The following is a 23,065-nucleotide window of genomic DNA, read 5'->3' on the forward strand; positions in this document are numbered from 1 at the left end:
TCATCTCACTTATTTTATCAGATTATGTGTTCGATGGCGGGGTCTTTTTTCCGACAATGAAAATCGGTTCAAGTTCCCCCGCCACATAGTGAAAGGCGAGTGCAGTGACGGGAATTCGACCATTTGTGAAGAAATCAAACATCAGTTGCTGCATCGCATCATATCCTTGGTCATTTCGAATGTCCGCAACGATCATCACATCCTGATGCGGGACACCGACGAGCATATCCCCTTCAATCCGTCGTTCCATCAGCCGAAGAAACTCGTCATTTAACACACGAGATGCCTCGTAGCCATCACGAGTTGATAAGAAGTAGAATGGGTTTCCAGCCACTTCGTCTTGTTTCATCTCGGTCGGTAGTTTTTTCACATTCTCACGGGCGATTCGCTCGATGCGGTCGAGCGTCATTTCATCCGAAAGGTGGCGTTCTTCAATCAACCGATATCCGTTTCCACGGTCCAGCGCATAAAAAATCGCGGTCTCGGCCGTGTGCGGGGTGAATGCAAGTGCTTCTCCATTTTTTGTCGTCTTCGAGAAAGAGTTCGAACGAATGACCGGATAGATGGCATCTTCATTTCCGGTGAGGGAGATTTGATCATCCGCCTTCATCGCTGATTCGATATACTCGATGACTTCATCGACGGCAACCGTACCGCGTGTCTTAGCCTTTGCCACAATCGGCGCAAGGCGGATATTGACCCCAAAACGGTCAGATTTCCGCTCGACGCGCAGTACCTCATTCTCACGGTCGTAAGAAGTACGGTATTCTTCATTAAAATGCGATTCTAGATAACGTCTTAACTCATTCCGTTCCATAAAGGCTCACCCTAATCCGTTCAAGAAAGCTTCAACCTGTTCCGGCGTCTTCCGTTCACGACCGACGTAGCGATCAACCTCATTGCCATTTTCAAACGCAACAAAGCTTGGGATGCCAAAAATATCAAGTTCTTGCGCAAGTTCCATGAACTCGTCACGATCGACGTAATAGAACGTCCATGCTTCAAATTTCTTCTCGATTTCCGGCATGAATGGGTCAAGGAATCGGCAATCTCCACACCATGTCGCCGAAAACATAAGGACACTTTTCGCTTCTTTTGCTTCGATATATTCTGCCATTGTTGATAGTCGTTTCATGATTATCACTCCTGTTCGTTTTTTCCTCACTTATAATAGCATAAGTCAAGTCACACATTCTGCTCTGCTGTTTGTTATAATCAAAGCCGAAACTAGTTGAAACAGGTGAAGCTGAATGAAATTAACACGCGAAACGTTAAACCCTGAAATGAAGCACCCTCTTGAACAGATGGTCGGTGTATTTGGAATGCTTGCCATTTTGCGATACGGCTACTTGTTTATTGACACTGATAAAACGAGACTAGAGATCTTGATTTGGCTCGTTGTCGGTTTCGCCGTCATTTATGTGCTCGAAAAATATCTCAAGAAATTGGCACGTCACTTGCCCATCGTTCGAAAGCGTTTCTTGATCCCCATTTACGTGATTGTGCTCATGTTATTCTTAATCAGTTTCCGAGTCCCTCGTGAGACGGTTGAGTCCGTGAAAATGTGGTTCGGAATTGGATGAAAAAGAGCAACGTTCCTCGAAACGTTGCTCTTCATTAATAATCAATTTTTAAATCATTCGGTTGAATCCGACCGGTTCTTCGCAAGACTACGTATACCGCGTAACTCAATAAGGCTGGTCCAATTATGAGGAAACCAAAGACGACGAGAAAGGTATACCAGCTAAAGCCCATCGTTTCAAGCATGACAATCGGGCCGACGAGCCCACTTGTTCCCATGCCTGCCCCCGCAGCGACACTTTCCAGTTCAAACAACAGAATCGCGATTGGAGCCAATACAGCCCCGGCCATTGTTGGCGGAAGAAGAATCCAAGGGTTTTTCACAATGTTCCCGACTTGAAGCATCGAGGTGCCGATTCCTTGAGCAATCGCCCCACCGACCCCATTATCACGATAACTCGTGATGGCAAACCCAATCATCTGAGCCGCGCAACCGACAGTCGCTGCTCCAGCAGCAATTCCGTTCAAACCGAGCATCAATGCGATGGCAGCACTTGAAATCGGTGCCGTTAACGCAAGTCCCATCAATGTCGCGACGACCACTCCCATGAACAACGGCTGTTGCTCCGTGCCCCATTCAATCCAACCACCGAGTTGCGTCATAAATAAGCCGACATACTTGCCGATATACGTCGCAGTGAGGTAGCCTACGGCAATCGTTGTGAACGGCGTCACTAAAATATCTAGTTTCGTCGATTTAGAGACAAGTTTTGAGACTTCGACCGCAAGAATCGTCGCAACGTAACTTCCTGCCGGTCCGAACTCATATCCAAACGCCCCGATAACGAGCGCGGAAAACAAAATGAGCGGCGGCGCCTCTAACGCATAGGCGATGGCAATCCCGATTGCCGGTCCGGTCAAACTCATGGCGACATCCCCGATTTGAATCAACGTGGCACTCATCCCTGTGAATGTCGTTCCTTCGAGCTGACCTCCGATCGTTTTTATGATCAGACCGATGATTAACGTACTAAACAAACCAAGTGCCATATAACTTAGCGCCGTCACAAAATAAAGCGACGGGCTCAATGAGATTCCTTTTTTCTTGAACATAACATATCCTCCTTACACTTATACAGGTGTCTTGTCATGAGTAACATACATGTATAAACACCTTTATCAGTATAAGACGTTTTCATGAAATAGCAAGAACATCCATAAAAAACCGTCCACTCATCTTTCGAGTGAACGGAATGTTTGATTTACAGAGACGGACGTAGCGTTTCAAGTGTCGAACGATCAAGCCGCTTGACCAACGCTTTGAGCAACGCTTTCGCTGCATCGTAGTCATCCGTATGAAGAATCGAGGCGTGTGTATGGATATAACGAGATGCGACGCCAATGACGGCTGTCGGTACCCCTTCTCCGCTCATGTGAACGCGCCCCGCATCGGTACCGCCTGGTGAGACGAAATATTGTGTCTTGATGTTTTCGTCTGAAGCCGTATCGAGTAAGAAATCACGCATTTCAGGAGACATGACCATGACGCGATCTAAAATTCGGATCAATGCTCCCTCACCGAGCTGACCGAACTCCGTTTTACTTCCTGAAGCATCATTGGCCGGTGAAGCATCGAGTACGAGTGCCACATCTGGCTGAATCAATTCAGATGCTGTCTGCGCTCCACGTAATCCGACTTCTTCTTGTACGGTAGCACCCGAGAACAAGATGTTTGGATGATCCGCTTTTGTCGTTTCCTCCAACAATTCGATTGCAAGACCGACGCCATAACGATTGTCCCAAGCTTTGGCCATAATCTTTTTCGGGTGATGAAGTGGGGTAAATGCGCTCGATGGAACAGCAGGGACCCCCGGACGTACACCCCATGACTCTGCTTCTTCTTTCGAATCTGCTCCGATATCGATAAACATCTGCTTGATGTCCATCGGTTTACTCATTGCATCTGGACCTAACAAATGAGGCGGTGTCGAAGCGACGACACCGGGAATTTTACCGTTCGACGTGATGATGTCGAAACGTTGCGCCATGAGCACTTGGCTCCACCAGCCACCGAGTGGTTGTATGTAAAGCATGCCGTTCTCGGTAATCCGTGTCACCATAAAAGCGACCTCATCCATATGTCCGGCTACCATGACTTTCGGTCCCGACTCGTCTCCGACACGTTTTCCAAAAATTGATCCGATGCCATCCGTGACAATTTCATCTGAATGGGGTTCAATTCGTCCACGTACAAATTGACGAACTTCAGACTCGAACCCAGGAGCTCCCGGGAGTTCTGTTAGCGTCTTAAATAAATCTCTCGTCTTCTGATCCATCTTTCATCATCCTTTCCTAACCGTTCTTGTCTCATTATATACAAAAGTTTTGACAGGATGCGAATGCTTTTCATTCCATTCGGGTACAGGTTTTGGTACGATGTACATGATAGCCATAGTTCAAGGGGAGGTAGTCATATGAAAAAAAGGTATTGGTTTATTGGAATCGGGGTTGCCGTCATTGCCGCACTTATGACGAAAAAAGCTTTAGATGAACGTAGCTTATCTGCAGAAAACGCCTTAGAGTACACGAAGCGTGCTTTCTCAGCAAAAGGTCATGTCCAAGGGGCATGGATTTCTGCATCACCGGAGATTTACACATACGACGGTCGTGAATACGACGTCTACAAAGGTGGCATCTCGGTTCTTGAGAACGATGAAGAGAAAACATATGAGTTTACAGTCGACTCTGAGACTGGCGCATTACTCGAATATGCATGACACGAAACCGACGAATGATTCGTCGGTTTTTTTGTTTAGTTCCCTCGAAAGAGTGGAAAATTGAAATTGGTAGTTTTCAATTTAATAAAGGAGTGATCTCGCGTGAAGAAGCTAATCGGTGAAGCAAGTGAACTCGTATCGCAAATGGTTGAAGGGATGGTCCATGCCCATCCTGAAATGTATGGTCGCGTCGACGGTGTGAATGTCATCTGTCGGGCTGACGGAGCGAAGTCTGGAAAAGTCGGTCTCGTATCTGGAGGCGGTAGTGGTCACGAGCCGGCCCACGCTGGATATGTCGGGGACGGTATGCTCGATGCGGCAGTATGTGGGGAAGTGTTCACCTCTCCTACTCCGGACATGGTACTTGAAGGAATCAAAGCAGCTGACGGCGGAAACGGCGTTCTTTTGATTGTGAAAAACTATTCCGGCGACGTGATGAACTTTGAGCTCGCCGCAGAACTGGCCGAAGGTGATGGCATCAAAGTCGACCACGTCGTCGTCGCCGATGATGTCGCCATTTCGAACAAAGAAGATCGACGCGGGGTTGCCGGAACGGTCTTTGTTCACAAAATTGCCGGAGCCGCTGCAGCTAGTGGCAAATCACTTGAAGAAGTCAAATCCATCGCCGAAAAAGTAGCTTCACACGTTCGCTCCATAGGGATGGCCGTGGAACCTTGTTACATGCCTGTCAGTGGTAAACCAGGTTTCGACTTGAACGAGGAAGAGATGGAAATCGGCATCGGGATTCACGGGGAACGTGGTGTCGAGCGGAAACCGACGAGTGATGTCGACCAAATCGTCGACGACCTCCTCAGTCACTTGAAAAAAGAAGTCGAGCCAGGAGAAGTTGCCGTCATGGTGAACGGAATGGGTGGAACGCCGTTGTCTGAGTTATATGTGACCTATCACTTCGTTGCCGAAAAACTGGAAGCTGCTGGGTATACCCTTAAACGGAAGTATGTCGGCAACTACATGACTTCACTCGAGATGCATGGGTTCTCCATCACGTTGCTCCCTCTCGATGATGAGATGACGACGTATCTCGACGCTCCTTCGGCAGCACTTGGATTCAAAATTTAATAAATGAGGTGTTTGGTTTATGTTGACGATTGATCGGATGAAGCAGGCGTTACGTGACGCACAAGTTGGCATCGAAGAACAAAAGGATACGTTGACCGATTTAGACCGGGCCATCGGCGACGGAGACCATGGGATCAACATGTCTCGTGGTTTTGATGCGGTCTCTACTATTCTAGATGAGGATTATGACTCTCTTGGAGCACTTAGTAAAAAGGTCGGGATGACCCTCATGTCGAAAGTCGGAGGCGCGGCCGGACCTTTATACGGTTCAGCTTTCGTGAAGATGGCAACCAAATTCGGGGATGCGACCGAAGCGGACTTTGGCTTACTCAAGGAGGCGCTCCAGGAAGGTTCGAATTCCATCAAAGCACGAGGGAAATCGGAAGTCGGCCAAAAAACGATGGTCGACGTCTGGGACCCGTTCCTCGAGCAAGTCCAACAAGGGGAAGATTATAAACAGAAGTTGGACGAGCTTGTCCAAAAAACAGAGGATATGGTGGCCACGAAAGGAAGAGCCTCTTACTTCGGAGAAAACTCTCGCGGAACCGTCGACCCGGGTGCCCTTTCTAGCTCAATCCTTTTGGCCGCGATTATGAAGGAGGTCGATTGACATCGTTGAATTGATCATCGTCTCGCACAGTGCAAAAATTGCGGAAGGAATCCAAGATTTGATGAAGGAAATGGCACCGTCCGTGCCCATTCATCTAGCCGGTGGCCTTGAAGATGGCGCTATCGGAACGGATGTGAATCGCATCTTATCGGCACTCGACCAGGTCGATGGAGAGGCACTTCTCCTCAGTGATATCGGGTCAGCGACGATGAATGCGGAACTCGCCATCGACATGTACGAAGGTGACAAACATGTCGAATTTTTTGACGGTCCCATTGTCGAGAGTGCCTTCATCGCCTCCGTTTCTTCAGGAAATGGGATGTCACTAACTGATATCGTCGAACAGTTAAAACAACAGTAAAAAGTACCCCGTTCTCTTGAACGGGGTACTTTCATGTCTTATCTTGGGTTGTCATTCTTTTCATATACGGCATTCATATATGAACTTGTTGAATAGAAACGTGGTACAACCAAGAACAAAATGAGTGCCGGAATCGCAATCATTAGAAGCAAGACCAATACCGGTAACCAATAGACGATCTGTTGACCGAGCATGTCGATGTTCGCATCTGCAAACTCTGAGGCCCCTTCTACTTCTACGAGGTCCGCTGATGTAAGAATCTTGTTGTCTGTCGCATCAAAGTAATGATACTCGGTTTTACGTGTGATGAAGATCCCATCACGAATCGTATCGAGCTCTACGACAGCAGCGATGACTTCGTTGCCGTTTGAATGGCGAAGCGTCTCTTCTTTGATGATTTCAGCCGTTCCTTCTTTATAGTCGTAATGCGTTGCTTTCAAATCCTCTTCGAGAGCGTCTAAGAACGCTTCGTTCGCTGAGGTATTCATTGGTGCGATTGTTAGAATGAAGATTACTGCAAGCAGGCTTGCCCATGCTTTTTTCAACATCCCCATGTTCCCCCTTCTCTTATTCCAGTTTAGCGTCATTCCTATTGTACCAAGAAGAAAGAAAAAAGTGTGAAGAAAATACTATTAAAATAAGAAAAAAGCGTGTCAATTTTTCGGACGGAAGACGGCTTCCATTCGGTAAATCGGCTGACCGAGCGCACTGAAGCGCTCTTCATACTCTGTTCGAATATTATCTTCTGGTTCATTGACATGTAAATCTAGTGAAATTTCTGTGAAGAACATCCCGTATTGACTCATGCTCTGAAGCGAATATTCAAACAATCCACGGTTGTCCGTCTTGAAATGAATCTCTCCAGCTTTCGGAAGAATCGCCTCATATGTCGCTAAAAACGTCTTATATGTCAAGCGACGTTTCGCATGTCGTGTCTTTGGCCACGGATCGGAGAAGTTTAAGTAGACGCGATCGACTTCTCCCGCTTCGAAATAGTCGACGAGTCGTTTCGCATCGACCGTCAACACTCTCACGTTCGGCATCGGGGTTTCGACTAATTTTTGTACGATAGAGACGGCTACACTCTCAAACAACTCGATCGCAATAAAGTTCACATCCGGGTGTTGTTGCGCCATCCCTAAAATAAATTGTCCTTTTCCTGAGCCGACCTCGATAAAGAGCGGGTGGTCATTCCCGAATTCAGTGCTCCAGTTACCTTTCAACTGTTCAGGATGTTGAATAAATACATGTTCTTGAGCTTCCATATATTCTTTTGCCCAAGGCTTATGTCGTAAACGCATGAAAATCCTACCTTTCGTTCATCAAATGTTCAAGTTTAATGGGAATATGCACGTTACGGACGAGCAGTCCTCTTGCGATTATACACGAAATCATAGTTTAATGAACGTGAATCATCCTTCACAAGGAGGTTAAATACGATGAGTACTTTAGATCAGTTTCTTATTTTTTATGCAGCTCCACTGACGTTTTTCGCTGGTGTCATCGCCACGTTCGTTTGGGCTTACTTTATGAATCCAGATGACATTTAACACATTCAAAAAGGGGTGGCGAACAGCCATCCCTTTTAATTGATTCGTTCGTACGCCTCATCCATCAGCTCGCGTAGTACATGAAATCCTTCAGTTCGCGCCGAGTCATTCTCTTCCCCATAGATTGTCAAAATCGTTTGGGCGATCGCATACCAATGCATTCGATTGTGGAGCTCACTCGAAACACGTACCCCGTAATGCGAGAACCAGCGCTCCCACTCCACTTCATCCATATAGCTATAGACAACCATCGCCAAATCGAACGCGCGGTCTGCAATGATTGCGTCATCCCAATCCGTCAAGTAGAGTAGGCCGCTCTCATCCTCAATCCAATTATTATGGTTTAGGTCAGAATGACAGACGACAAATTCTTGCTCGTCGACTTTTGGCAAATGGTGCTTTAGCCATTGTACGGCTTCTCCGATGATTCGGTCTGTTTCATCTTGTTCATATGCTTCACACTGACGGAGCAACAAGTGCGGCGTCACCGGTGTGTGGTTCAGCTGTTGCAACATGAATAATAGCTCTTTCGAATTATGAATCTTGCCGAGTTGCGCCGCGACATCAGGTCGCTTCATATCTTCTGGTGAAAGTTCGCGGCCTTCGATAAATTGTTGGGCGCTTAACACGTCCCCGTTAAACATTCGCTTTGTCCAAAGAAGCTTTGGTACGATTCCTTCCGCTGACAAGATTGCCAGAAACGGAGAAGAATTTCGTTTGACAAAAATCTTCTGTTGGCGCGTCGTCGCTACATACGCTTCGCCCGTGATACCTCCGGCTGAAGCGACTGTCCACTCTTTCCCGAGCGCACCGACTATATCTGAATACATATTCATCACGCTCAAATCTTACTTGAATTAAAGAGATACAATCAACATCTTAACACGCGAGAATCGTCATTGACAACGACTCGACTTGAATGTGTGCTGGGTTTCGTGCGAGCGGAACGAGACTTGCCGTTTCTCCTTGAACGTAAATGTTCCATTTCGCATCGCTCTCAAATGAAAGCGAGTCGAACGTACCGTTCACATAGACGCGAACCCGTTGCCACGCATCGTAAGAATGACTGGCCGTCAACTCATAGATAATGACGCCAGGCGGCGATGGGAGAAACGTGAAATGGTCAATGACTTCTTGTCTCGAATCATAGCGGAAACATGTATGGAGTCGCCGTAACTTCAAGAGCGTCTTCACATACTCGATGTCTTTGATCCGTGTGTCACGAAGATCCCAATCAAAATGATTGATGTGATCGGGTGAATTATAACTGTTCTCGACACCATGTTTCGTGCGTCCGAACTCTTGACCGGCATGGATAAACGGGATGCCTTGAGATGTGATGACGACCGCATTGGCAAGACGTTGCATGGCAAGACGAGTCGTCTCATCGACTCCTTCACAAGATAACATTAACTTGTCATAGATCGTATAGTTGTCATGGGCTTCCGCATAATTGATGGAGTAAGCCGGACTCGGGAAACGTCCGACCGTCACGTTCGGAATATGCACGGCTCCGGTGAGACACTCTCGAAGTTCCCACTCTCTCCACTCATTGCCAGAGATGAATCCGCGTTCCCTGTCATTAAACGTTGACCCTTTCAATGCATCTCGAATCATATCGTTGAAGTGTCCGATACGAGGCATGCGTGCAGCATTTTGTGACGTCGCCTTCAACGACTGTCCAAGCGGTGTCGCTAAGTCCCACCCTTCTCCATAGACGAGAATGGAGGGATCCACCTTATCGAGCGCGGCCCGTACTTGATTCATCGTTTCGACATCATGAATCCCCATCAAATCGAAGCGGAACCCATCCACTTGATAGGTTGTTGCGAAATACGTCACGAAGTCGACAATCATACGTCGCATCATATAGCGTTCTGAGGCCGTGTCATTCCCGACACCGGTTCCGTTCGCTATCGTCCCGTCGTGCTCGTATCGAAAATAATAGTATGGTACGAGCGCTTCGAGTGGGGATTGTTCTCGAATATAAATATGATTCATCACGACGTCTGTAACGACTCGAAGACCAGCTTGATGCAAGTCAGAGACGAGTGTCGCATATTCGAACACACGACTCATCGGCACATCGGGTCTTGAGGCATAACTTCCTTCAAGCCCGAACCAATGAATCGGGTCGTAGCCCCAGTTGTACGGCATACGCGTCGCCTCATCGACACTTCCAAAATCATGAACAGGAAGCAACTGGACATGGGTCACGCCAAGTTCTTTTAAATAGTCGAGTCCGGCACTATTGCCTTCTTTCGTCCGAACTCCTTTTTCAGACACCCCACCGTACAGCCCTTTCAATTGACTCATCGATGAGGGGTGGCTTGTGAAGTCTCGGATGTGCAACTCATAGATGACGGCATCCGTTGCCTTCCATAAAGGGGGGCGCACGGCTTGTTCGACCTGTTTCTTGACAAATCGCGCCACATCTTGCAATACGCCATACTCACCGTTCAAACTGACGGCTCGCGCATAAGGATCGACGACTTGCCTCGTATCGACCGGTGTTTTCACTTCTAAGCGATAAAACATACCTTGGAACGCTTGTGGTATTTCACCACTCCATTCCCCGCGTGCGCCGCGGTTCATGTGAAATCGCTCAATTTCTCTGTGATTCGTATCATCATGCACTGTAATCCACATGGATAAAGCAACCGGAGACCATACCGTCACTTCCATTCCGTGCGGCGTAAACGATACGCCGAGTGGACCATCATATGAGAAACGCCGTTCGAATTCCTCTGAACGGACGATTTCTCTTGGTACGACAACCGTCGTCTTTTGACCCGGGTGGCAGACGGTGTATAACGTTTCTAAAGAGATTGGTTCCTTTAAACGAAGGATTTGTTCGACCTTTCCGGATTCCGTCACAAACTGTTGCTCGACGAGGTAGTCGACCGGGCGTCCATTCTGTTCGATTTGTACTGGAACGGATTCATATTCGCGCACAATCTCAAGTTGTATGGTCTCAAATGATACGAAAGACGCGCTCTCGATGGTCACATGTGAGGCGGTCTTTTGATCTGGTGTATGATGCATATGCGTCCCTTCCTCTCAATCACTGATCCATGAATTGACGAAACGGCAACTTGGCAGTCACTTCTAATATGGTAGCAACGTCACGAATCTGCTGTGCTTTTACAATCGGTGCACGACCGTTCACTTGTTTCATCCATTCCGTATATTCATTACGACCGATATATTGGGTCGATCGAACACTTGGAACGTTATCAAAATATCCATTTGTCGCAATGACGACTTTTTGTAACACGCCCGCATAATGCGGTAGAACTTGACGAATCAGTTCCTCTGTCCGTGTCAATGCAATCAGCGGGTTCACTACACGGGTATTTTCCCCTTTCAGCGGTTGATGAACCCATGTCTTCTCTTTCGATATGTGATAGATGCTTCGATCGCCTTCAAGCCATTCTACGATATAAAGGTGCGTCGGTCCGACGATGACATGACTCAATTCAACCATCGCACCATTCCATTCGATGACCGGTCGATACAAGAAAAAGTGTCGTTCGTTCCAATCGGTGCGCATCACACGATAAGCAAAGTCACGAATAAACGCCAGATGCGGTAAATCTGTCTCAAGCACCCCTTCACAAGCGAATTGAAGCTTTTGGATATGCCGGCGCTCTCGTAACAACTTTTGATATTGTGATTCAGAGAGCGGCTTCGGCTCCAATTCGATTCGTTCCGTCTTCGCCCAAAACTTCCACCACGGTCGGTCAATTTCGAGCACTTCGACCGGGTTTAAGCGATTGTTTTCATGAAGGCGCTGTAGACGTGCCGTATCGGACTCTACATATTCCAAATAACGATTATATTGATCTAATACATCACGTTCATATTTTGAGATTACGTCAAAAATTTTAACCGGGATTGCCATATATCCTCCTCTGGCCGTCTTAGCGGAAATACGTCTACTGCTCGGTAAGCAGGTGTATGAATCGGCTGTACTTCATATAAAATTAATTCTTCTACTGATTCCGTCGCGTGAAATTCAGGGGGGACGTACGGGACACGCTCCCCTTCGCCCCATTTTTTAGCGAGCGTCACGTGAGGGACAAACGACTTCCGGTCCAATCTTGGAATCACATCAACTAGTTCATGGCGGAGGGTATGCGCCAACCGTTGAAGGGGTTCGGAGTCATCCGGAACAATGGTCAAAACGCGGGGCCGATCCGGTCGCCCAAAATGGTCGATGGCTCGAAACTCCAACGTGAATGGTAATGTTTTCGCACAAATTCTACGCGTGATTTCTTTTACTTCGTCTAATTCATCCCCATCCACGCTTCCTAAAAATTGCACTGTGATATGGAACTCTTCCGGTCGATAGATTCTTCGATACGAATAATAAGGTAAGATGGTTTGCTGTACGTCAACCAATTCAGTCGCTTCAATGGGAATCGCAATAAAGTAATGCGTACTCATCTCATTCATCCTTTCAGATTGCGACGTGACATTCCGATCCAAATCAACGCTCCTAGTGCCGTGACGATGGTATACATCCAAAACACGCCTAAAATATCGTCAAGTTCAATGATTTTACCACTCAGCATATTAAATCCAGCTGTCGCGAGCCCGGACGTCAATGCCATATATACCCCGATGGCCGTCGAGGAAACTTGCCGATCGACGAGCGTCCGAACGAATTGAAGTGCGACGGGAATCAAAAGTCCGACGACGAGACCTTGTGCAATCGCGAGGAGCCACACGACCCAAATCGGTGGTTCTAACGCAAGTACCCCGTTTCGAACTACCGAGATGATAGCGGCCCCGACAAGAACGCTGACGTTTCCATAGCGTTCAACCAATTGGGACGCCACTTTCATAAACGGGATTTCAAATAACACTGCCACGAGGAATAGCGTTCCGACCAACGTCGTCGAGCCACCGCTGTTTGTCACGTAAAGGCCGAAATAATAGTTATTCGCGTAAATCGGTCCAAAGACGAGCATCCCACCACATAAGAAGAACACAAAGCGTTTGTTCCAAACAGCCGTCCATGAGAGCGGCGCCAACGTCACATCGCGAATCGAACTTTTCTCAGGAATCATTCGAACAAATACGCTGCCAAGTATTAGTAAAACAGCGCTCAACACGAATGTACTAGCCAGTCCCCACGTGCTATCAGATATTCGTCCCATTGCAAAGACGGCAATGGCAAATCCCGCTGAGCCATAGAGTCGAATTGCACCGTAATCAACTTTCGACCGCGTCGTATAGTCGAGTGTCATCATGTCCACAAGCGGGATGTGAGCACATTGGAAAACGGACCAAATCACCATAAGTATGACAATCCAAATGTAAGAGGTCGCCACTAAAAACGTGAGAGAAATGAGTGCGGCGCTCAGCATCGCCAAAATCAACCAAGCACGGACTCTCCCCGTCCGGTCGGTCAACATCCCCCACAATGGTTGCACGCCGATGGATAGAATCGGTAAGATGGCCACCACAATCCCGACTTGGCTAGGTGTCAACCCAAACTTAGTTTGTGAAAAGTATAAGGTCATATAAGGGATCAATGCCCCTTGCGCGAAGAATATCGCGACGTATACAGACTGAAACATTCTTTTTTGCGAATCCAATGATAACTTCCTTCCTAAAGGACAGAGAGCCGACTATACCAGCCAGCTCTCCTTGTTTCTTATTTAGCGAGCTCGTAAATGGCCTCAGCATAGATTGCCGCGGCACGTAATAAATCTTCTATCTCCATATATTCATCGACCTGATGCGCCACATCTTTAGCACCTGGGAACAATGCACCAAATGCGACACCTGCCTCGAGCGAACGTGCATACGTACCGCCTCCGATGGCCATCAAGTTTGCATGTTCTCCCGTTTGACGCTCGTACACGCCTGCTAGTGTCTTCACGAGTGGGTGATCTTCTGCCACATGATGAGGCGGCATATGTTGACGGGTCTTCAACTCGAACCCAAATGACAAAGCGATTTCACGTAGGTTTTGTAACCGTTCTTCGAATTTGGCCGTATACGGATAGCGAATGTTGACCGTCGCCGTACGCTCTTCTTCATTGTATCGGAAGACGCCGCCATTAATCGTCAAGTCGCCCGTCTCATCGCTCGCTTCAATCCCAAGCGAAATCCCACGAGAATCGGCGAATACGTGACGGACGAATTCAACATAGCGCTCGCCTTGAATATCAAGTGGAAGATGTAACAAGAATCCAGCGAGGACGTAGGCCGCGTTGACCCCGTTATCCGGTTCCATCGCGTGCGCCGCTTTTCCTTTCATCGTAAACGTATATGTGCCACGGTCGTATTCACACGTTCCGTCCGCTTCATATTTTTCGAGATAGGCCTCGAACTTCTCCTCGAGTACCTCATCCGTCTTCAATTCGGCTTTCGCGAAGTCCGGCACCATATTCGGACGCTCCCCACTCGTGAATGACACGAGATGGTAGGCAGAACCTGGTACACGTTGAATCGGTAATTGAGTCAACACACCATCATACAACCCTTTTTCAGCATTGATGATCGGGAAATCCGCATCTGGCGCAAATCCATACGTCGGCATTTGTTCTTGTTTGAAATACTCGCGGACACAGCGCCATTCGCTCTCTTCATCGCAACCTGCAATCAAACGGACCCGCTTTGAAAGTGGTAGCCCGAGCTCTTTGACAATTCGTAGCCCGTAGTATGCAGCCATAGATGGCCCTTTATCATCGTTACTTCCGCGTGCCACAATTTTCCCATCAGTCGTGATGGTCGGGTTGAACGCGCCATACGTCCATCCATCCCCTGCTGGGACGACGTCAAGGTGACATAGGATGCCGACAATTTCCTCCCCGTCTCCATACTCCAAATGTCCCGCGTAACCTCCGACATCTTTTGTTTTAAATCCATCTCGCTCACCGATTTCAAACATGTAGTCAAGTGCTTGACGAACCTCCGGACCAAACGGCATGTTCGGTGCAGCTTTCGATTCATCGAGTACGCTAGGGATTTGAAGTAACCCTTTCAAATCTTCTAAAAATGCGTCTTTACGATTGTCGACTTCCTGTCTCCAATTCATGTTCATCTCCCCTTTTGCGAATGTTCTCTCTCTTACTAGTATATCCAAATGTATGAAAGACGAACATTCATTTAGAAAAGTTTTTTTCGTTCGTGTTTCAGCTTCTTTTCGATGTAAAAATATAATCTTCATTCGATATTTACGTTCATAATCAAATCTTTACAAACAGATTGTTCGTGCTTTCCACTTGCATTTTTGCTCAAGAGCGGTATACTAAAGGTGTAATTTTAGAAAATAACAATTTTATATTTCATTTTGTCGTCTGTAGGTATGGTTTATTATTATTCTACACATTGGGAGGTTATCCAATGAAAGGCTCAACAGATCGGATGTTAACGCGCATCAAGTCCATTTATTTGTTCATCAATGAAAGGGAATCCGTTACCACTTCAGAACTAGTAGAAGAGTTCGGCATCACGTCACGTACCGTGCAACGTGATTTGAACGTACTTGAGTACAATAACCTTGTGGAGAGCCCTAGCCGTGGCACGTGGACTTCATCAAAACGTTCACTCAAGACGGCAAATTGAATTGTATATGTATATTCAAGAGACCTGCATGCTAGGTCTCTTTTTTATGAATGAAGGTTTTGTGGTTTTAGATTGTATCAATTGCTTAAGATGAGGTGATGATGTGAAAGAAGAAATAATGAAGTACATAGAGGACAATTTCCCAAACCTATCTGGAGAAGTCCATCTAAGATTCGAACTTGGCGAACCGTATAAAAACGGAACGGATGAGAGAATAGAGCAAGTTGTAAACAGAGTAACTACATTGTTCGAGGAAGTGTTTCAATCTGATGATTACATCCATATCTTTATCAAGGATTGGAACGAAACAGAGGACATCATGTTCGGGAATACCACTCCCGAATATTTGTATGGTTTATTCATGAAACAACAGATTGAAGAAGAAACGTTATTTGAATTAAATGAAGATATTGACGAAATAACAGGGGAATTTATAGAAATCAAACATGAATATAAAGCAAAATTTGTATCCTCGCAGATCAAGTCAATCTCTTACGAGAAAATCCTTAGAGGTATAGGAAATTACGAGCAAGGAAGAGAACCTTCAATTGGACAAGCTGTTTACTTTATTAGCACCGAAAAGAACATCGTGTTTCAAATGTACGATGATCGAGGTTGTATCATAAGTTCAAATGAAGTTGAACCACTTGTTCCTTTGTATCACAGATATAACGACTGGTTGGTTGACTCTTGGCGTGATGATTTTGATGCCATTTTCAAAAAGATATAATCGAAAAACAGAGCTTTTTATACAAAAAGAGAATCCGTCCCATCAGACAGATTCTCTCATCTTCTTATGATTGAAGAAACAGTTGAACTTCTTCTTCCGTCAACTCACGATATGCCCCGAGCTCAAGCGTCTCATCGAGTTCTAACTTTCCGATTTGAACACGCTCCAATCGTTCGACATGTTTGCCGACCGCCGCGACCATTCGTTTCACTTGGTGATATTTCCCCTCAGACAACGTGAGGCGAATGACCGACCGACGTCCGCTCTTGCTCAGTATTTCAAGACGGGCCGGCTTCGTCGTATATCCGTCCTCTAACTCGACCCCATTCGCGAACGTCTTGATATCCTCTACTGTCATCTCCCCGTCGACCTCGGCGATGTATACTTTGTCGACGTGCTTGCGAGGTGACATGAGCGCATGATTGAACGCGCCATCGTTCGTGATGAGGAGCAGTCCCGTCGTATCCTTATCGAGACGACCGACCGGGAAGAGGTCATAATGGGCATACTCTGGATCAATCAACTCGATGACTGTCGTCTCGACTTGATCTTCAGTCGCACTGATGACCCCTTCCGGCTTGTTCATCATGAAATAGATGTAGGGACGATACTCAACCACTTCCCCGAACACCGTGACTTTCTCTGATGCTGGGTCGACGTGCCGTTTCGCATCTTTTACAGGTGTCTCATCGACTCGCACTGCTCCTTGTTTCAATAAGATTTTTACATCTTTTCTTGAACCATATCCCATGTTCGATAGCAATTTATCAATTCGCATTATCCGTTCCTCCGATATTCAAAGCGTTTCCCTAGTAATTTCCCTGCGAGATGGCTCCGCCACCCGAGGTATCCATATACGAGAACGCCGATTGTCACTCCCACGATTGTCGCAAAAATGTCGTTCCCCCAACTCGCCTCATCATTCATTGTAACGAGAAGAGAGAGGAAGACGGCAGCGAACATCGCCCCACCCATCAAGAACATCAAGATGGTGCGACGAAGCAGTTGCTTATACGGGAAGTGGAGCGTTCGTTGAATCATCCATACCATGAGAATAATGGCTACGATGTATCCAGCGATGGTCGCGTACCCGGCTCCGATTCCGCCGAGCCAATAGACGAGCGGTACGTTCAATGCAAGTTTCGTCAACAGTCCCATCGATGTGGCAAAGATGGTGAAGTACTGACGGTTAATCCCTTGGAGGATCGCAGCCGCGACCGAATAATACGCCAAGAAGAAGGCACTTGGTGCGTAGTGGAACAAGTATACCCATCCTTCACGGTCACCCGGGAACAAGGTGCCAAACAATGGCTCCGCAAGTGCTACGAGACCAATGACCGCAGGAATCGTTACGAAGAACGAGACTTGGAAAATATGGTTTACTTGATTTCGAACTTTTTGCATGTCCCCCGTCGTGAACGAACGAGTCACAAGCGGGATCGTCGCCATCGATACACTCGCCGCGACAGAGACTGGAATCAACACAATTTTATGGGCGTTCCCGGTCAAAAAGCCATACGCCGACGTTGCTTCAGAAACGGTCGCACCCGTACTGAGCAACGTATTGACCATCGTCAATTGGTCAATCAATTGATAGAGAGGGGTCGATACCCCGACCATCACGATTGGAATCGAATAGCTAAGCAATTCGAGCAACAACGATTTCATCGAGCGGACCGGTGTGCCCGCCGGATTCTCTGTCTGACGATGAATGTCCTTTCGACGTTTCCAATACATGATGAGCACGGCGAAACTACCGATTGCCCCGATGAACGCACTGAACGTCGCAATCGTGACTGCAATGACTTTCAACCCGTTCAATTCAGTCGTTTCAACAGATTGCGTCCCTCCGAGGGCATTGGCAATCGGTTGAATGAAGTTTGAATCCGCAAAGACGAACAAGACGAGCATCGTTCCACTGAGGAGGAACAGGATGCGTACAATCTGTTCGACCACTTGTGAGATTGCCGTCGGTGCCATGTCTTGATGTCCCTGGAAATAACCACGTACCATACTCATCGCCGGGATGAGCAGTAAGGCAAAACTGACGCTTCGTGTCACGAGGGTGAGCGAGTCAATGTATTGCTGATTGTTCTCTGAGTTTCGGACCATCAGTTCGGATAACCATGGTGCCGCAAAAAAGAGTAATAAAAAAGCGACGACACCGGTCGCAAGCATCAGCTTCATCCCTTGTCGGAACAGTCGTTGACTTGTCCCGTATTCTCCTAGTGCATTATATTTTGCGATAAATTTCGAAACGGCAACGGGAATCCCTGCCGTCGAAATGGAGATCATGATCGCATAATACGTATATGCTGCTTGATATAACGTCACTCCGGCAATCCCGACCATCGCTTGGAAAGGAAAGGTATACAGTAGTCCTAACATTCGGGAAATCAAGTTTCCTGCTGATAAAAGAAGCGTTCCTTTGACGAAGGAGGCTCTTCCAGAATCTTGTTTGGCGCTTGATGACATGAGGTACCTCCATCTATAAATCAACGATTTCAATGAATTCGGTTTTACAAAACAACCGCTTCTCATTATACTCTTACTGTTACGGATAATAAAGTTACGATAATTTTACTAATCATATAGATGAAGAAATGAGGAGATACCCTATGAAAGATGTCATCGTCATCGGTGGAGGGCCGAGCGGGCTCATGGCAACGTATGCAGCGGCAAAAAGTGGCGCTTCGACCTTGCTGATTGATAAAGGTTCAAAACTTGGTCGGAAATTGGCCATTTCAGGTGGAGGACGTTGTAACGTCACAAATCGAAAGCCAATCGATGAGTTGATTCAGTTCATCCCAGGCAATGGTCGCTTCTTATACAGCGCCCTTGCTCAGTTCGACAATCAATCGATTATCGACCTCTTCACTGGATTCGGGATTCCGCTGAAAGAAGAGGATAATGGGCGCATGTTCCCTGTGACGGATAAGGCACAGGATGTGGTCAACACGTTGCTTCGGGCGATTGAAGACCTCGGCGTCGAGATTCGAAAAAAGGCTGAAGTCAAAACGCTACATTTTAATGAAGAAAACGAGTTTCATTCGGTCGAGTTGATGGACGGTGAGATGCTCGAGGCGAAAGCTTGCGTCGTCGCGGTCGGCGGACAGTCTGTCCCGCACACCGGTTCGACCGGGGACGGCTATCCATGGGCAGAGAAGGCCGGACATACCATCACGGAACTCTTCCCGACAGAGGTGCCCATCAAATTGAATGACGCGTTCATCGGAACGAAACAACTTCAAGGATTATCGTTACGGGACGTCGCATTGACGGTGCACGGCAAAAAAGGAAAGGCCATCAAGACGCACCAAGGCGACATGATTTTTACCCATTTCGGGATCTCTGGTCCAATCGCGCTCCGTTGCAGTCAATATACGATCAAAGAACGGAAGCGCAGCAAAGAACAGGTCGTCCTCTTGTCACTCGACTTCTTCCCGGACACGTCACGAGATGCGCTCGTTCAGGAACTGTGGAACCAAGTACAGAGCCAACCGAAGCGTGCCGTTAAAAATGTATGGAAAGGCTACATCCCTGAGCGACTTCTTGACTTATTGCTCGAAGAACTCGCATTTGGAGAAGAAGAAGATGCGAGTCAGTTGAAAAAGCAATCCGTCATTGATTTCGCAACACGTTTGAAAATGTTCGAGATGCACGCCGTCGGGACACTCGACTTTGATAAAGCGTTCGTCACAGGTGGCGGCGTTTCGGTTAAAGAAGTTGCGCCACAGACGATGATGTCAAAGAAAGCACCAGGCCTTTTCTTTGCAGGTGAAGTACTCGACATTCATGGATACACAGGTGGCTACAACATCACGGCCGCCTTCACAACGGGACATTGTGCCGGATCGCACGCAGCTGAACTGGCGACAGAGCGGTAAAAGGTTCGGTCTAACGTATTGGCTACGTATTATTATGTTCACTAACAATCAAAAGGCTTGATCCTGTATCATTCAGGACCAAGCCTTTTTTACATTCTTTTCAACTTAATTTTCCAATTCCATCACATTTCGATACTTGTACTCTTCTAAAATTTCATGACCCTCTTTGAATGTCCATTCGGGAATCGACAGCTCTGGATGTGCCGTCAAATAGTCATGGAGCACATCCTTCCCTAGAATATAATTACTCCAACGCGGAATGTCTTTTTGACTATTACCGACTACAAAATCAGTAAAGGATGTTTCATAATCATTCACTCGACTTGCAATGTGTTCCATGGTCGCATCATCTAATTGCACATGCCATGGGGGAGAAACTCCTTTGACAATCCGATCAGCAAATGCGTCCGCTTTCCCTTCGATAATAATAGACTCCAGAATCGAACTAAGATTGTATTTGTTTTGATCACGAAGAATCAGATGATGATACTCGTGAGCCGTCGAATAGGCTAGCACATCTTTGTCAAAATCTGTATCGAGAAACAAGATGAATACGTCTTTGTATGCTGCTGCGCCTACTCCTTTCAACGGTTCACTATCGTAAAAGAATTCAGGATTATACGGTGCAATAAACACTGTGCTCTTCTTTTTTGGTAAGATTTGATTTGAATCTGCATATGTCGATGCAATAATCTCTTTAATCTCCTCATGCTGCTCGATTAATTTGTCTAACTGCTTCAGCAATTGTTGCTTATGAGGGGTCGGCTTTAGATTAAAATCAGTTTTTAATCTAGATGTATCGATCTTTTCTTCCTCTCCGACTTCCCCTATGTAATCGAGTACGTATTTTTTGAAGTTTTGTTTGCTCTCCTCCGCATCGGTTGATTCAAGGGATGCGTTCAAATATTGCTGGTATTGGGTGTAAAGTGGGACGATTGTCAATTCATTCTCTTCATTAATTTTTATCGTTTCGATTGAAACGTCAGGCTTAGACGTTTTAGATTCTGACGTTTTTTCATCCTCACTACATGCTGCTAACAGAAGTGCTGAACTTACACATAGAATTCCGAGTACTTTTTTCAGTTGAACGACCTCCGTCTCAATGATCAATATTCCTCGCTTGCTCACTTATGTTAAATTATACCATAAATTACTCTTATGACCTTTCCGATACCCTCTAATAACATGATGACGTCACGATCATCACAACAAAAAAAACAGCTTGAACCCTTTCTAATGAGGTTTCAAGCCGTTTGTGATTATTCTTTCCCTGCGATTTGACGACGCACTTCTTTTTCGAGCTCCGGCTCGGGTGGCATCCATCCTTCAGGTTTCATGACTTTATTGTCCGATTCGCGTAAAATCGGCTTCCCGTCCGGTCCAAGTTTCGCCATATTGGCACGCTGGACGATTTCAAACAACGGAACGGGATCAAGTCCGAGTTCCACGAAACTGCCCATCACAAAATATAACGCGTCCGTTAACGCATCCCCTTGTCCGACGAGACGTTCCACATCATCCGATGGTGGTGCGTCTTGTAATGATTTTTGGACCGCTTTTTGGAAGCCTTCTTGGAATTGCTCGATGGCTTGTAAAAACTCTTCTTCCGATTGCGAGGATTGATGCAAAAACTCGACGACCGCTTCCTCTGCCGTCCAAACCGAGCGTTTTGTCGCACGATCAAGCGTCAACGGTTGCGGCGATTTTGCTCCTGGATGTCCAAAAGTTTCATGAAATTGTTTCACTTCTTCAAAAAAATAACGCTTGCTCATCTGTCTTTCCCCCATTGTTAGTCCACAGAGACGAAAGCATCCAAATCAAATACTTCCGGGTGGACGATTGCAAAGATTTCATTGTCTTGTAAAAACATGCCGGTTGAGTCATACACGCGAGGTGTCACCATCTGACCGTTGATGGTACTTTCTTCCGGGTTCACTGTGTAGAGGACGAGCTCTTCTGAGTCGAGCACGTAGATGCGTCCTTGTCTCTCGACAAGACCGACTCCTTCGAATCGCTCAAACTTCTGCTGGATCGAGGCGCTCATCCCGTCAGCAGACAACGCTTGGCGTGAATCAAGCATCCATTCAGTTTCCGGTTCTTTTTCCTCGACTGCCTCTTTTGGCACATCCTGCTCATTATCAGGTGTCTCTTCTTCCGCAACAGCCGATTCGCTCGAGGCGTCGTCATTCGTCGAGACGTTCTCTGTCGTTGTGTCTTCTGATGATTCTTCTGTTTTTGGAGTAGCCGTGTCAGCATCAGTTGACGCTTCTGATGATTTGTCATCGGCTGGAGTCTCCGGTTCGATCTCCCGTTCTTCGATATAAAGGAGCTCAAGGTCCGGGGTATCCGCCAATCGGTTCATCATGAACAGACGTTTCGTTTCCCGGTCATAACCAAGACCAAAGATTCGGTCTTCCGACACGAGTCCTTTGATTTGTTTACGTGGTCTCTCGACCCAGCGTCCTTCTTCTCGCTCGATTGTAATGAGCGTACCGTTCGCCGTCACCGCATACACAAGATCTTCTTCGACCATGCGCATCCCGATAAAATCATCGAGGCGCTGTTTCCCTGAATTCTCAAGTTGAAGCACCGAGTTGACGCGCGTTCCGTTTCCACTCACCTCAAAAAATTCAGCTTGTTCGGTTAAGACCAAATATGCCCCGATCGTGTCACTGTAGTACACTTCATCGATTTGACTGATTTGTTCGAGGGCATCGGTCGTATCGATATCTTCATCATCCTGCGCCGCTTCCACGGGTGGAAGGGATGCTGTTTGATGACTCGTTTGAATATCAATTTTTTCAAATGTCGAGGCGACCTGTCGTTGAATCTCTTCATCTGAAAAGACAAAAACATAACAAAGGATCACACCGACCACGACGGCACATAGTGTCGTGTATAGCACATAAGAACGTTTCATGGACATGTCGTCCCCTTCTACTTCAGTATCGCCCTTTAGTGTATC

Annotated in this window: 26 protein-coding genes; 9 read left to right on the top strand and 17 right to left on the bottom strand. The window is 46.9% G+C overall.

What is annotated here, in order from left to right; all coding sequences use genetic code 11:
- Positions 1 to 22: 22 nt before the first annotated feature.
- Entirely contained in the window at positions 23 to 817 is a 795-nt protein-coding gene (locus BV910_RS09995; RefSeq protein ID WP_078147209.1) for a DUF1444 domain-containing protein, read from the bottom strand.
- Positions 818 to 823: 6 nt separating this feature from the next.
- Positions 824 to 1,135, bottom strand: a complete 312-nt coding sequence (locus tag BV910_RS10000) for a thioredoxin family protein (protein ID WP_012726759.1) — start codon at positions 1,133 to 1,135, stop codon at positions 824 to 826.
- A gap of 115 nt (positions 1,136 to 1,250) precedes the next feature.
- Between BV910_RS10000 and BV910_RS10005 the strand changes: the two genes are divergently transcribed.
- On the top strand, positions 1,251 to 1,583 hold the full coding sequence (locus BV910_RS10005; RefSeq protein WP_012726760.1) for a hypothetical protein: 333 nt from the start codon (positions 1,251 to 1,253) through the stop codon (positions 1,581 to 1,583).
- Positions 1,584 to 1,617: 34 nt separating this feature from the next.
- Here the strand turns inward: BV910_RS10005 and BV910_RS10010 are convergent, their stop codons facing one another.
- Together BV910_RS10010 and BV910_RS10015 are read right to left on the bottom strand one after the other, a co-directional pair.
- Entirely contained in the window at positions 1,618 to 2,634 is a 1,017-nt protein-coding gene (locus BV910_RS10010; RefSeq protein WP_078147210.1) for a PTS sugar transporter subunit IIC, read from the bottom strand.
- A gap of 149 nt (positions 2,635 to 2,783) precedes the next feature.
- Positions 2,784 to 3,857 (bottom strand): M42 family metallopeptidase, encoded by a 1,074-nt coding sequence (locus BV910_RS10015; protein WP_031423097.1) that lies wholly within the window; start codon positions 3,855 to 3,857, stop codon positions 2,784 to 2,786.
- 138 nt (positions 3,858 to 3,995) lie between these two features.
- On the opposite strand from BV910_RS10015, the gene BV910_RS10020 reads away from it, so the two are divergent.
- From BV910_RS10020 to dhaM, 4 genes are all read left to right on the top strand, one after another.
- Positions 3,996 to 4,298 (top strand): PepSY domain-containing protein, encoded by a 303-nt coding sequence (locus tag BV910_RS10020; RefSeq protein ID WP_012726763.1) that lies wholly within the window; start codon positions 3,996 to 3,998, stop codon positions 4,296 to 4,298.
- Positions 4,299 to 4,400: 102 nt separating this feature from the next.
- Positions 4,401 to 5,378 (top strand): dihydroxyacetone kinase subunit DhaK, encoded by a 978-nt coding sequence (gene dhaK, locus BV910_RS10025; RefSeq protein WP_078147211.1) that lies wholly within the window; start codon positions 4,401 to 4,403, stop codon positions 5,376 to 5,378.
- A 22-nt stretch (positions 5,379 to 5,400) separates the two neighbouring features.
- Complete coding sequence (gene dhaL, locus BV910_RS10030) at positions 5,401 to 5,988, top strand: dihydroxyacetone kinase subunit DhaL (protein WP_371328164.1); 588 nt, start codon at positions 5,401 to 5,403, stop codon at positions 5,986 to 5,988.
- A 10-nt stretch (positions 5,989 to 5,998) separates the two neighbouring features.
- Complete coding sequence (dhaM, locus tag BV910_RS10035) at positions 5,999 to 6,349, top strand: dihydroxyacetone kinase phosphoryl donor subunit DhaM (protein WP_251030879.1); 351 nt, start codon at positions 5,999 to 6,001, stop codon at positions 6,347 to 6,349.
- 38 nt (positions 6,350 to 6,387) lie between these two features.
- Here the strand turns inward: dhaM and BV910_RS10040 are convergent, their stop codons facing one another.
- Positions 6,388 to 6,897, bottom strand: a complete 510-nt coding sequence (locus BV910_RS10040; protein ID WP_240499834.1) for a hypothetical protein — start codon at positions 6,895 to 6,897, stop codon at positions 6,388 to 6,390.
- Between the two features lie 105 nt (positions 6,898 to 7,002).
- A complete protein-coding gene (gene trmB, locus BV910_RS10045; RefSeq protein WP_078147215.1) occupies positions 7,003 to 7,650 on the bottom strand; it encodes a tRNA (guanosine(46)-N7)-methyltransferase TrmB in 648 nt (215 codons plus the stop codon).
- Between the two features lie 138 nt (positions 7,651 to 7,788).
- Here trmB and BV910_RS15080 point away from each other — a divergent pair, with 138 nt between their 5' ends.
- Complete coding sequence (locus BV910_RS15080) at positions 7,789 to 7,899, top strand: hypothetical protein (protein WP_012726769.1); 111 nt, start codon at positions 7,789 to 7,791, stop codon at positions 7,897 to 7,899.
- 35 nt (positions 7,900 to 7,934) lie between these two features.
- Here the strand turns inward: BV910_RS15080 and BV910_RS10050 are convergent, their stop codons facing one another.
- From BV910_RS10050 to pepV, 6 genes are read right to left on the bottom strand one after another with little or no spacing between them, the layout of a single operon-like run.
- Complete coding sequence (locus tag BV910_RS10050) at positions 7,935 to 8,735, bottom strand: phosphotransferase family protein (RefSeq protein ID WP_251024858.1); 801 nt, start codon at positions 8,733 to 8,735, stop codon at positions 7,935 to 7,937.
- Positions 8,736 to 8,778: 43 nt separating this feature from the next.
- Positions 8,779 to 10,944, bottom strand: coding sequence for a type I pullulanase (pulA, locus tag BV910_RS10055; protein ID WP_078147216.1), 2,166 nt, complete (start codon positions 10,942 to 10,944; stop codon positions 8,779 to 8,781).
- 19 nt (positions 10,945 to 10,963) lie between these two features.
- A complete protein-coding gene (locus tag BV910_RS10060) occupies positions 10,964 to 11,803 on the bottom strand; it encodes an NERD domain-containing protein (RefSeq protein ID WP_078147217.1) in 840 nt (279 codons plus the stop codon).
- The gene (gene thpR, locus BV910_RS10065; RefSeq protein WP_078147218.1) at positions 11,773 to 12,348 is read right to left on the bottom strand and encodes an RNA 2',3'-cyclic phosphodiesterase; all 576 of its coding nucleotides are present in this window, start codon (positions 12,346 to 12,348) and stop codon (positions 11,773 to 11,775) included. The genes BV910_RS10060 and thpR overlap by 31 nt, the downstream gene beginning before the upstream one ends.
- 5 nt (positions 12,349 to 12,353) lie before the next feature.
- The gene (locus BV910_RS10070; RefSeq protein ID WP_078147219.1) at positions 12,354 to 13,505 is read right to left on the bottom strand and encodes an MFS transporter; all 1,152 of its coding nucleotides are present in this window, start codon (positions 13,503 to 13,505) and stop codon (positions 12,354 to 12,356) included.
- A 59-nt stretch (positions 13,506 to 13,564) separates the two neighbouring features.
- Positions 13,565 to 14,953 carry a dipeptidase PepV gene (gene pepV / locus BV910_RS10075; RefSeq protein ID WP_205728293.1) on the bottom strand — a complete coding sequence of 463 codons (1,389 nt, stop codon included), beginning with the start codon at positions 14,951 to 14,953 and terminating at the stop codon, positions 13,565 to 13,567.
- Between the two features lie 308 nt (positions 14,954 to 15,261).
- On the opposite strand from pepV, the gene BV910_RS10080 reads away from it, so the two are divergent.
- On the top strand, positions 15,262 to 15,483 hold the full coding sequence (locus tag BV910_RS10080) for a DeoR family transcriptional regulator (protein WP_012726776.1): 222 nt from the start codon (positions 15,262 to 15,264) through the stop codon (positions 15,481 to 15,483).
- 103 nt (positions 15,484 to 15,586) lie between these two features.
- Positions 15,587 to 16,213, top strand: a complete 627-nt coding sequence (locus tag BV910_RS10085; protein WP_078147221.1) for a DUF3885 domain-containing protein — start codon at positions 15,587 to 15,589, stop codon at positions 16,211 to 16,213.
- Between the two features lie 64 nt (positions 16,214 to 16,277).
- Here the strand turns inward: BV910_RS10085 and BV910_RS10090 are convergent, their stop codons facing one another.
- Together BV910_RS10090 and BV910_RS10095 are read right to left on the bottom strand one after the other, a co-directional pair.
- The gene (locus BV910_RS10090; RefSeq protein ID WP_078147222.1) at positions 16,278 to 16,991 is read right to left on the bottom strand and encodes a pseudouridine synthase; all 714 of its coding nucleotides are present in this window, start codon (positions 16,989 to 16,991) and stop codon (positions 16,278 to 16,280) included.
- On the bottom strand, positions 16,991 to 18,688 hold the full coding sequence (locus BV910_RS10095) for a putative polysaccharide biosynthesis protein (RefSeq protein ID WP_074036450.1): 1,698 nt from the start codon (positions 18,686 to 18,688) through the stop codon (positions 16,991 to 16,993). Before BV910_RS10095 ends, BV910_RS10090 begins: the two co-directional genes overlap by 1 nt.
- A 143-nt stretch (positions 18,689 to 18,831) precedes the next feature.
- On the opposite strand from BV910_RS10095, the gene BV910_RS10100 reads away from it, so the two are divergent.
- On the top strand, positions 18,832 to 20,100 hold the full coding sequence (locus BV910_RS10100) for a BaiN/RdsA family NAD(P)/FAD-dependent oxidoreductase (RefSeq protein WP_078147223.1): 1,269 nt from the start codon (positions 18,832 to 18,834) through the stop codon (positions 20,098 to 20,100).
- Positions 20,101 to 20,205: 105 nt separating this feature from the next.
- Here the strand turns inward: BV910_RS10100 and BV910_RS10105 are convergent, their stop codons facing one another.
- The 3 genes from BV910_RS10105 to BV910_RS10115 all read right to left on the bottom strand — a co-directional run bounded on the left by BV910_RS10105 (position 20,206) and on the right by BV910_RS10115 (position 23,020).
- A complete protein-coding gene (locus BV910_RS10105; RefSeq protein ID WP_240499835.1) occupies positions 20,206 to 21,210 on the bottom strand; it encodes a DUF2268 domain-containing putative Zn-dependent protease in 1,005 nt (334 codons plus the stop codon).
- 149 nt (positions 21,211 to 21,359) lie between these two features.
- Positions 21,360 to 21,872, bottom strand: coding sequence for a pyrophosphohydrolase domain-containing protein (locus BV910_RS10110; protein WP_012726782.1), 513 nt, complete (start codon positions 21,870 to 21,872; stop codon positions 21,360 to 21,362).
- A gap of 17 nt (positions 21,873 to 21,889) precedes the next feature.
- The gene (locus tag BV910_RS10115) at positions 21,890 to 23,020 is read right to left on the bottom strand and encodes a hypothetical protein (RefSeq protein ID WP_235189282.1); all 1,131 of its coding nucleotides are present in this window, start codon (positions 23,018 to 23,020) and stop codon (positions 21,890 to 21,892) included.
- Between the last annotated feature and the right edge of the window lie 45 nt (positions 23,021 to 23,065).

It is taken from the genome of Exiguobacterium sp. HVEsp1, from assembly GCF_002009685.1.
GTDB classification, from domain to species: domain Bacteria; phylum Bacillota; class Bacilli; order Exiguobacteriales; family Exiguobacteriaceae; genus Exiguobacterium; species Exiguobacterium profundum.

Coding starts and splice junctions, on each gene's coding strand:
- BV910_RS10080 (WP_012726776.1), top strand. CDS start 15,262: ATGAAAGGCTCAACAGATCGGATGTTAACGCGCATCAAGTCCATTTAT.
- BV910_RS10015 (WP_031423097.1), bottom strand. CDS start 3,857: ATGGATCAGAAGACGAGAGATTTATTTAAGACGCTAACAGAACTCCCG.
- pulA (WP_078147216.1), bottom strand. CDS start 10,944: ATGCATCATACACCAGATCAAAAGACCGCCTCACATGTGACCATCGAG.
- BV910_RS10060 (WP_078147217.1), bottom strand. CDS start 11,803: ATGGCAATCCCGGTTAAAATTTTTGACGTAATCTCAAAATATGAACGT.
- BV910_RS10100 (WP_078147223.1), top strand. CDS start 18,832: ATGAAAGATGTCATCGTCATCGGTGGAGGGCCGAGCGGGCTCATGGCA.
- BV910_RS10095 (WP_074036450.1), bottom strand. CDS start 18,688: ATGTCATCAAGCGCCAAACAAGATTCTGGAAGAGCCTCCTTCGTCAAA.
- BV910_RS10020 (WP_012726763.1), top strand. CDS start 3,996: ATGAAAAAAAGGTATTGGTTTATTGGAATCGGGGTTGCCGTCATTGCC.
- BV910_RS10115 (WP_235189282.1), bottom strand. CDS start 23,020: ATGAAACGTTCTTATGTGCTATACACGACACTATGTGCCGTCGTGGTC.
- BV910_RS10110 (WP_012726782.1), bottom strand. CDS start 21,872: ATGAGCAAGCGTTATTTTTTTGAAGAAGTGAAACAATTTCATGAAACT.
- BV910_RS10090 (WP_078147222.1), bottom strand. CDS start 16,991: ATGCGAATTGATAAATTGCTATCGAACATGGGATATGGTTCAAGAAAA.
- BV910_RS15080 (WP_012726769.1), top strand. CDS start 7,789: ATGAGTACTTTAGATCAGTTTCTTATTTTTTATGCAGCTCCACTGACG.
- BV910_RS10005 (WP_012726760.1), top strand. CDS start 1,251: ATGAAATTAACACGCGAAACGTTAAACCCTGAAATGAAGCACCCTCTT.
- BV910_RS10040 (WP_240499834.1), bottom strand. CDS start 6,897: ATGTTGAAAAAAGCATGGGCAAGCCTGCTTGCAGTAATCTTCATTCTA.
- BV910_RS10010 (WP_078147210.1), bottom strand. CDS start 2,634: ATGTTCAAGAAAAAAGGAATCTCATTGAGCCCGTCGCTTTATTTTGTG.
- pepV (WP_205728293.1), bottom strand. CDS start 14,953: ATGAATTGGAGACAGGAAGTCGACAATCGTAAAGACGCATTTTTAGAA.
- BV910_RS10000 (WP_012726759.1), bottom strand. CDS start 1,135: ATGAAACGACTATCAACAATGGCAGAATATATCGAAGCAAAAGAAGCG.
- BV910_RS10050 (WP_251024858.1), bottom strand. CDS start 8,735: ATGAATATGTATTCAGATATAGTCGGTGCGCTCGGGAAAGAGTGGACA.
- BV910_RS09995 (WP_078147209.1), bottom strand. CDS start 817: ATGGAACGGAATGAGTTAAGACGTTATCTAGAATCGCATTTTAATGAA.
- thpR (WP_078147218.1), bottom strand. CDS start 12,348: ATGAGTACGCATTACTTTATTGCGATTCCCATTGAAGCGACTGAATTG.
- trmB (WP_078147215.1), bottom strand. CDS start 7,650: ATGCGTTTACGACATAAGCCTTGGGCAAAAGAATATATGGAAGCTCAA.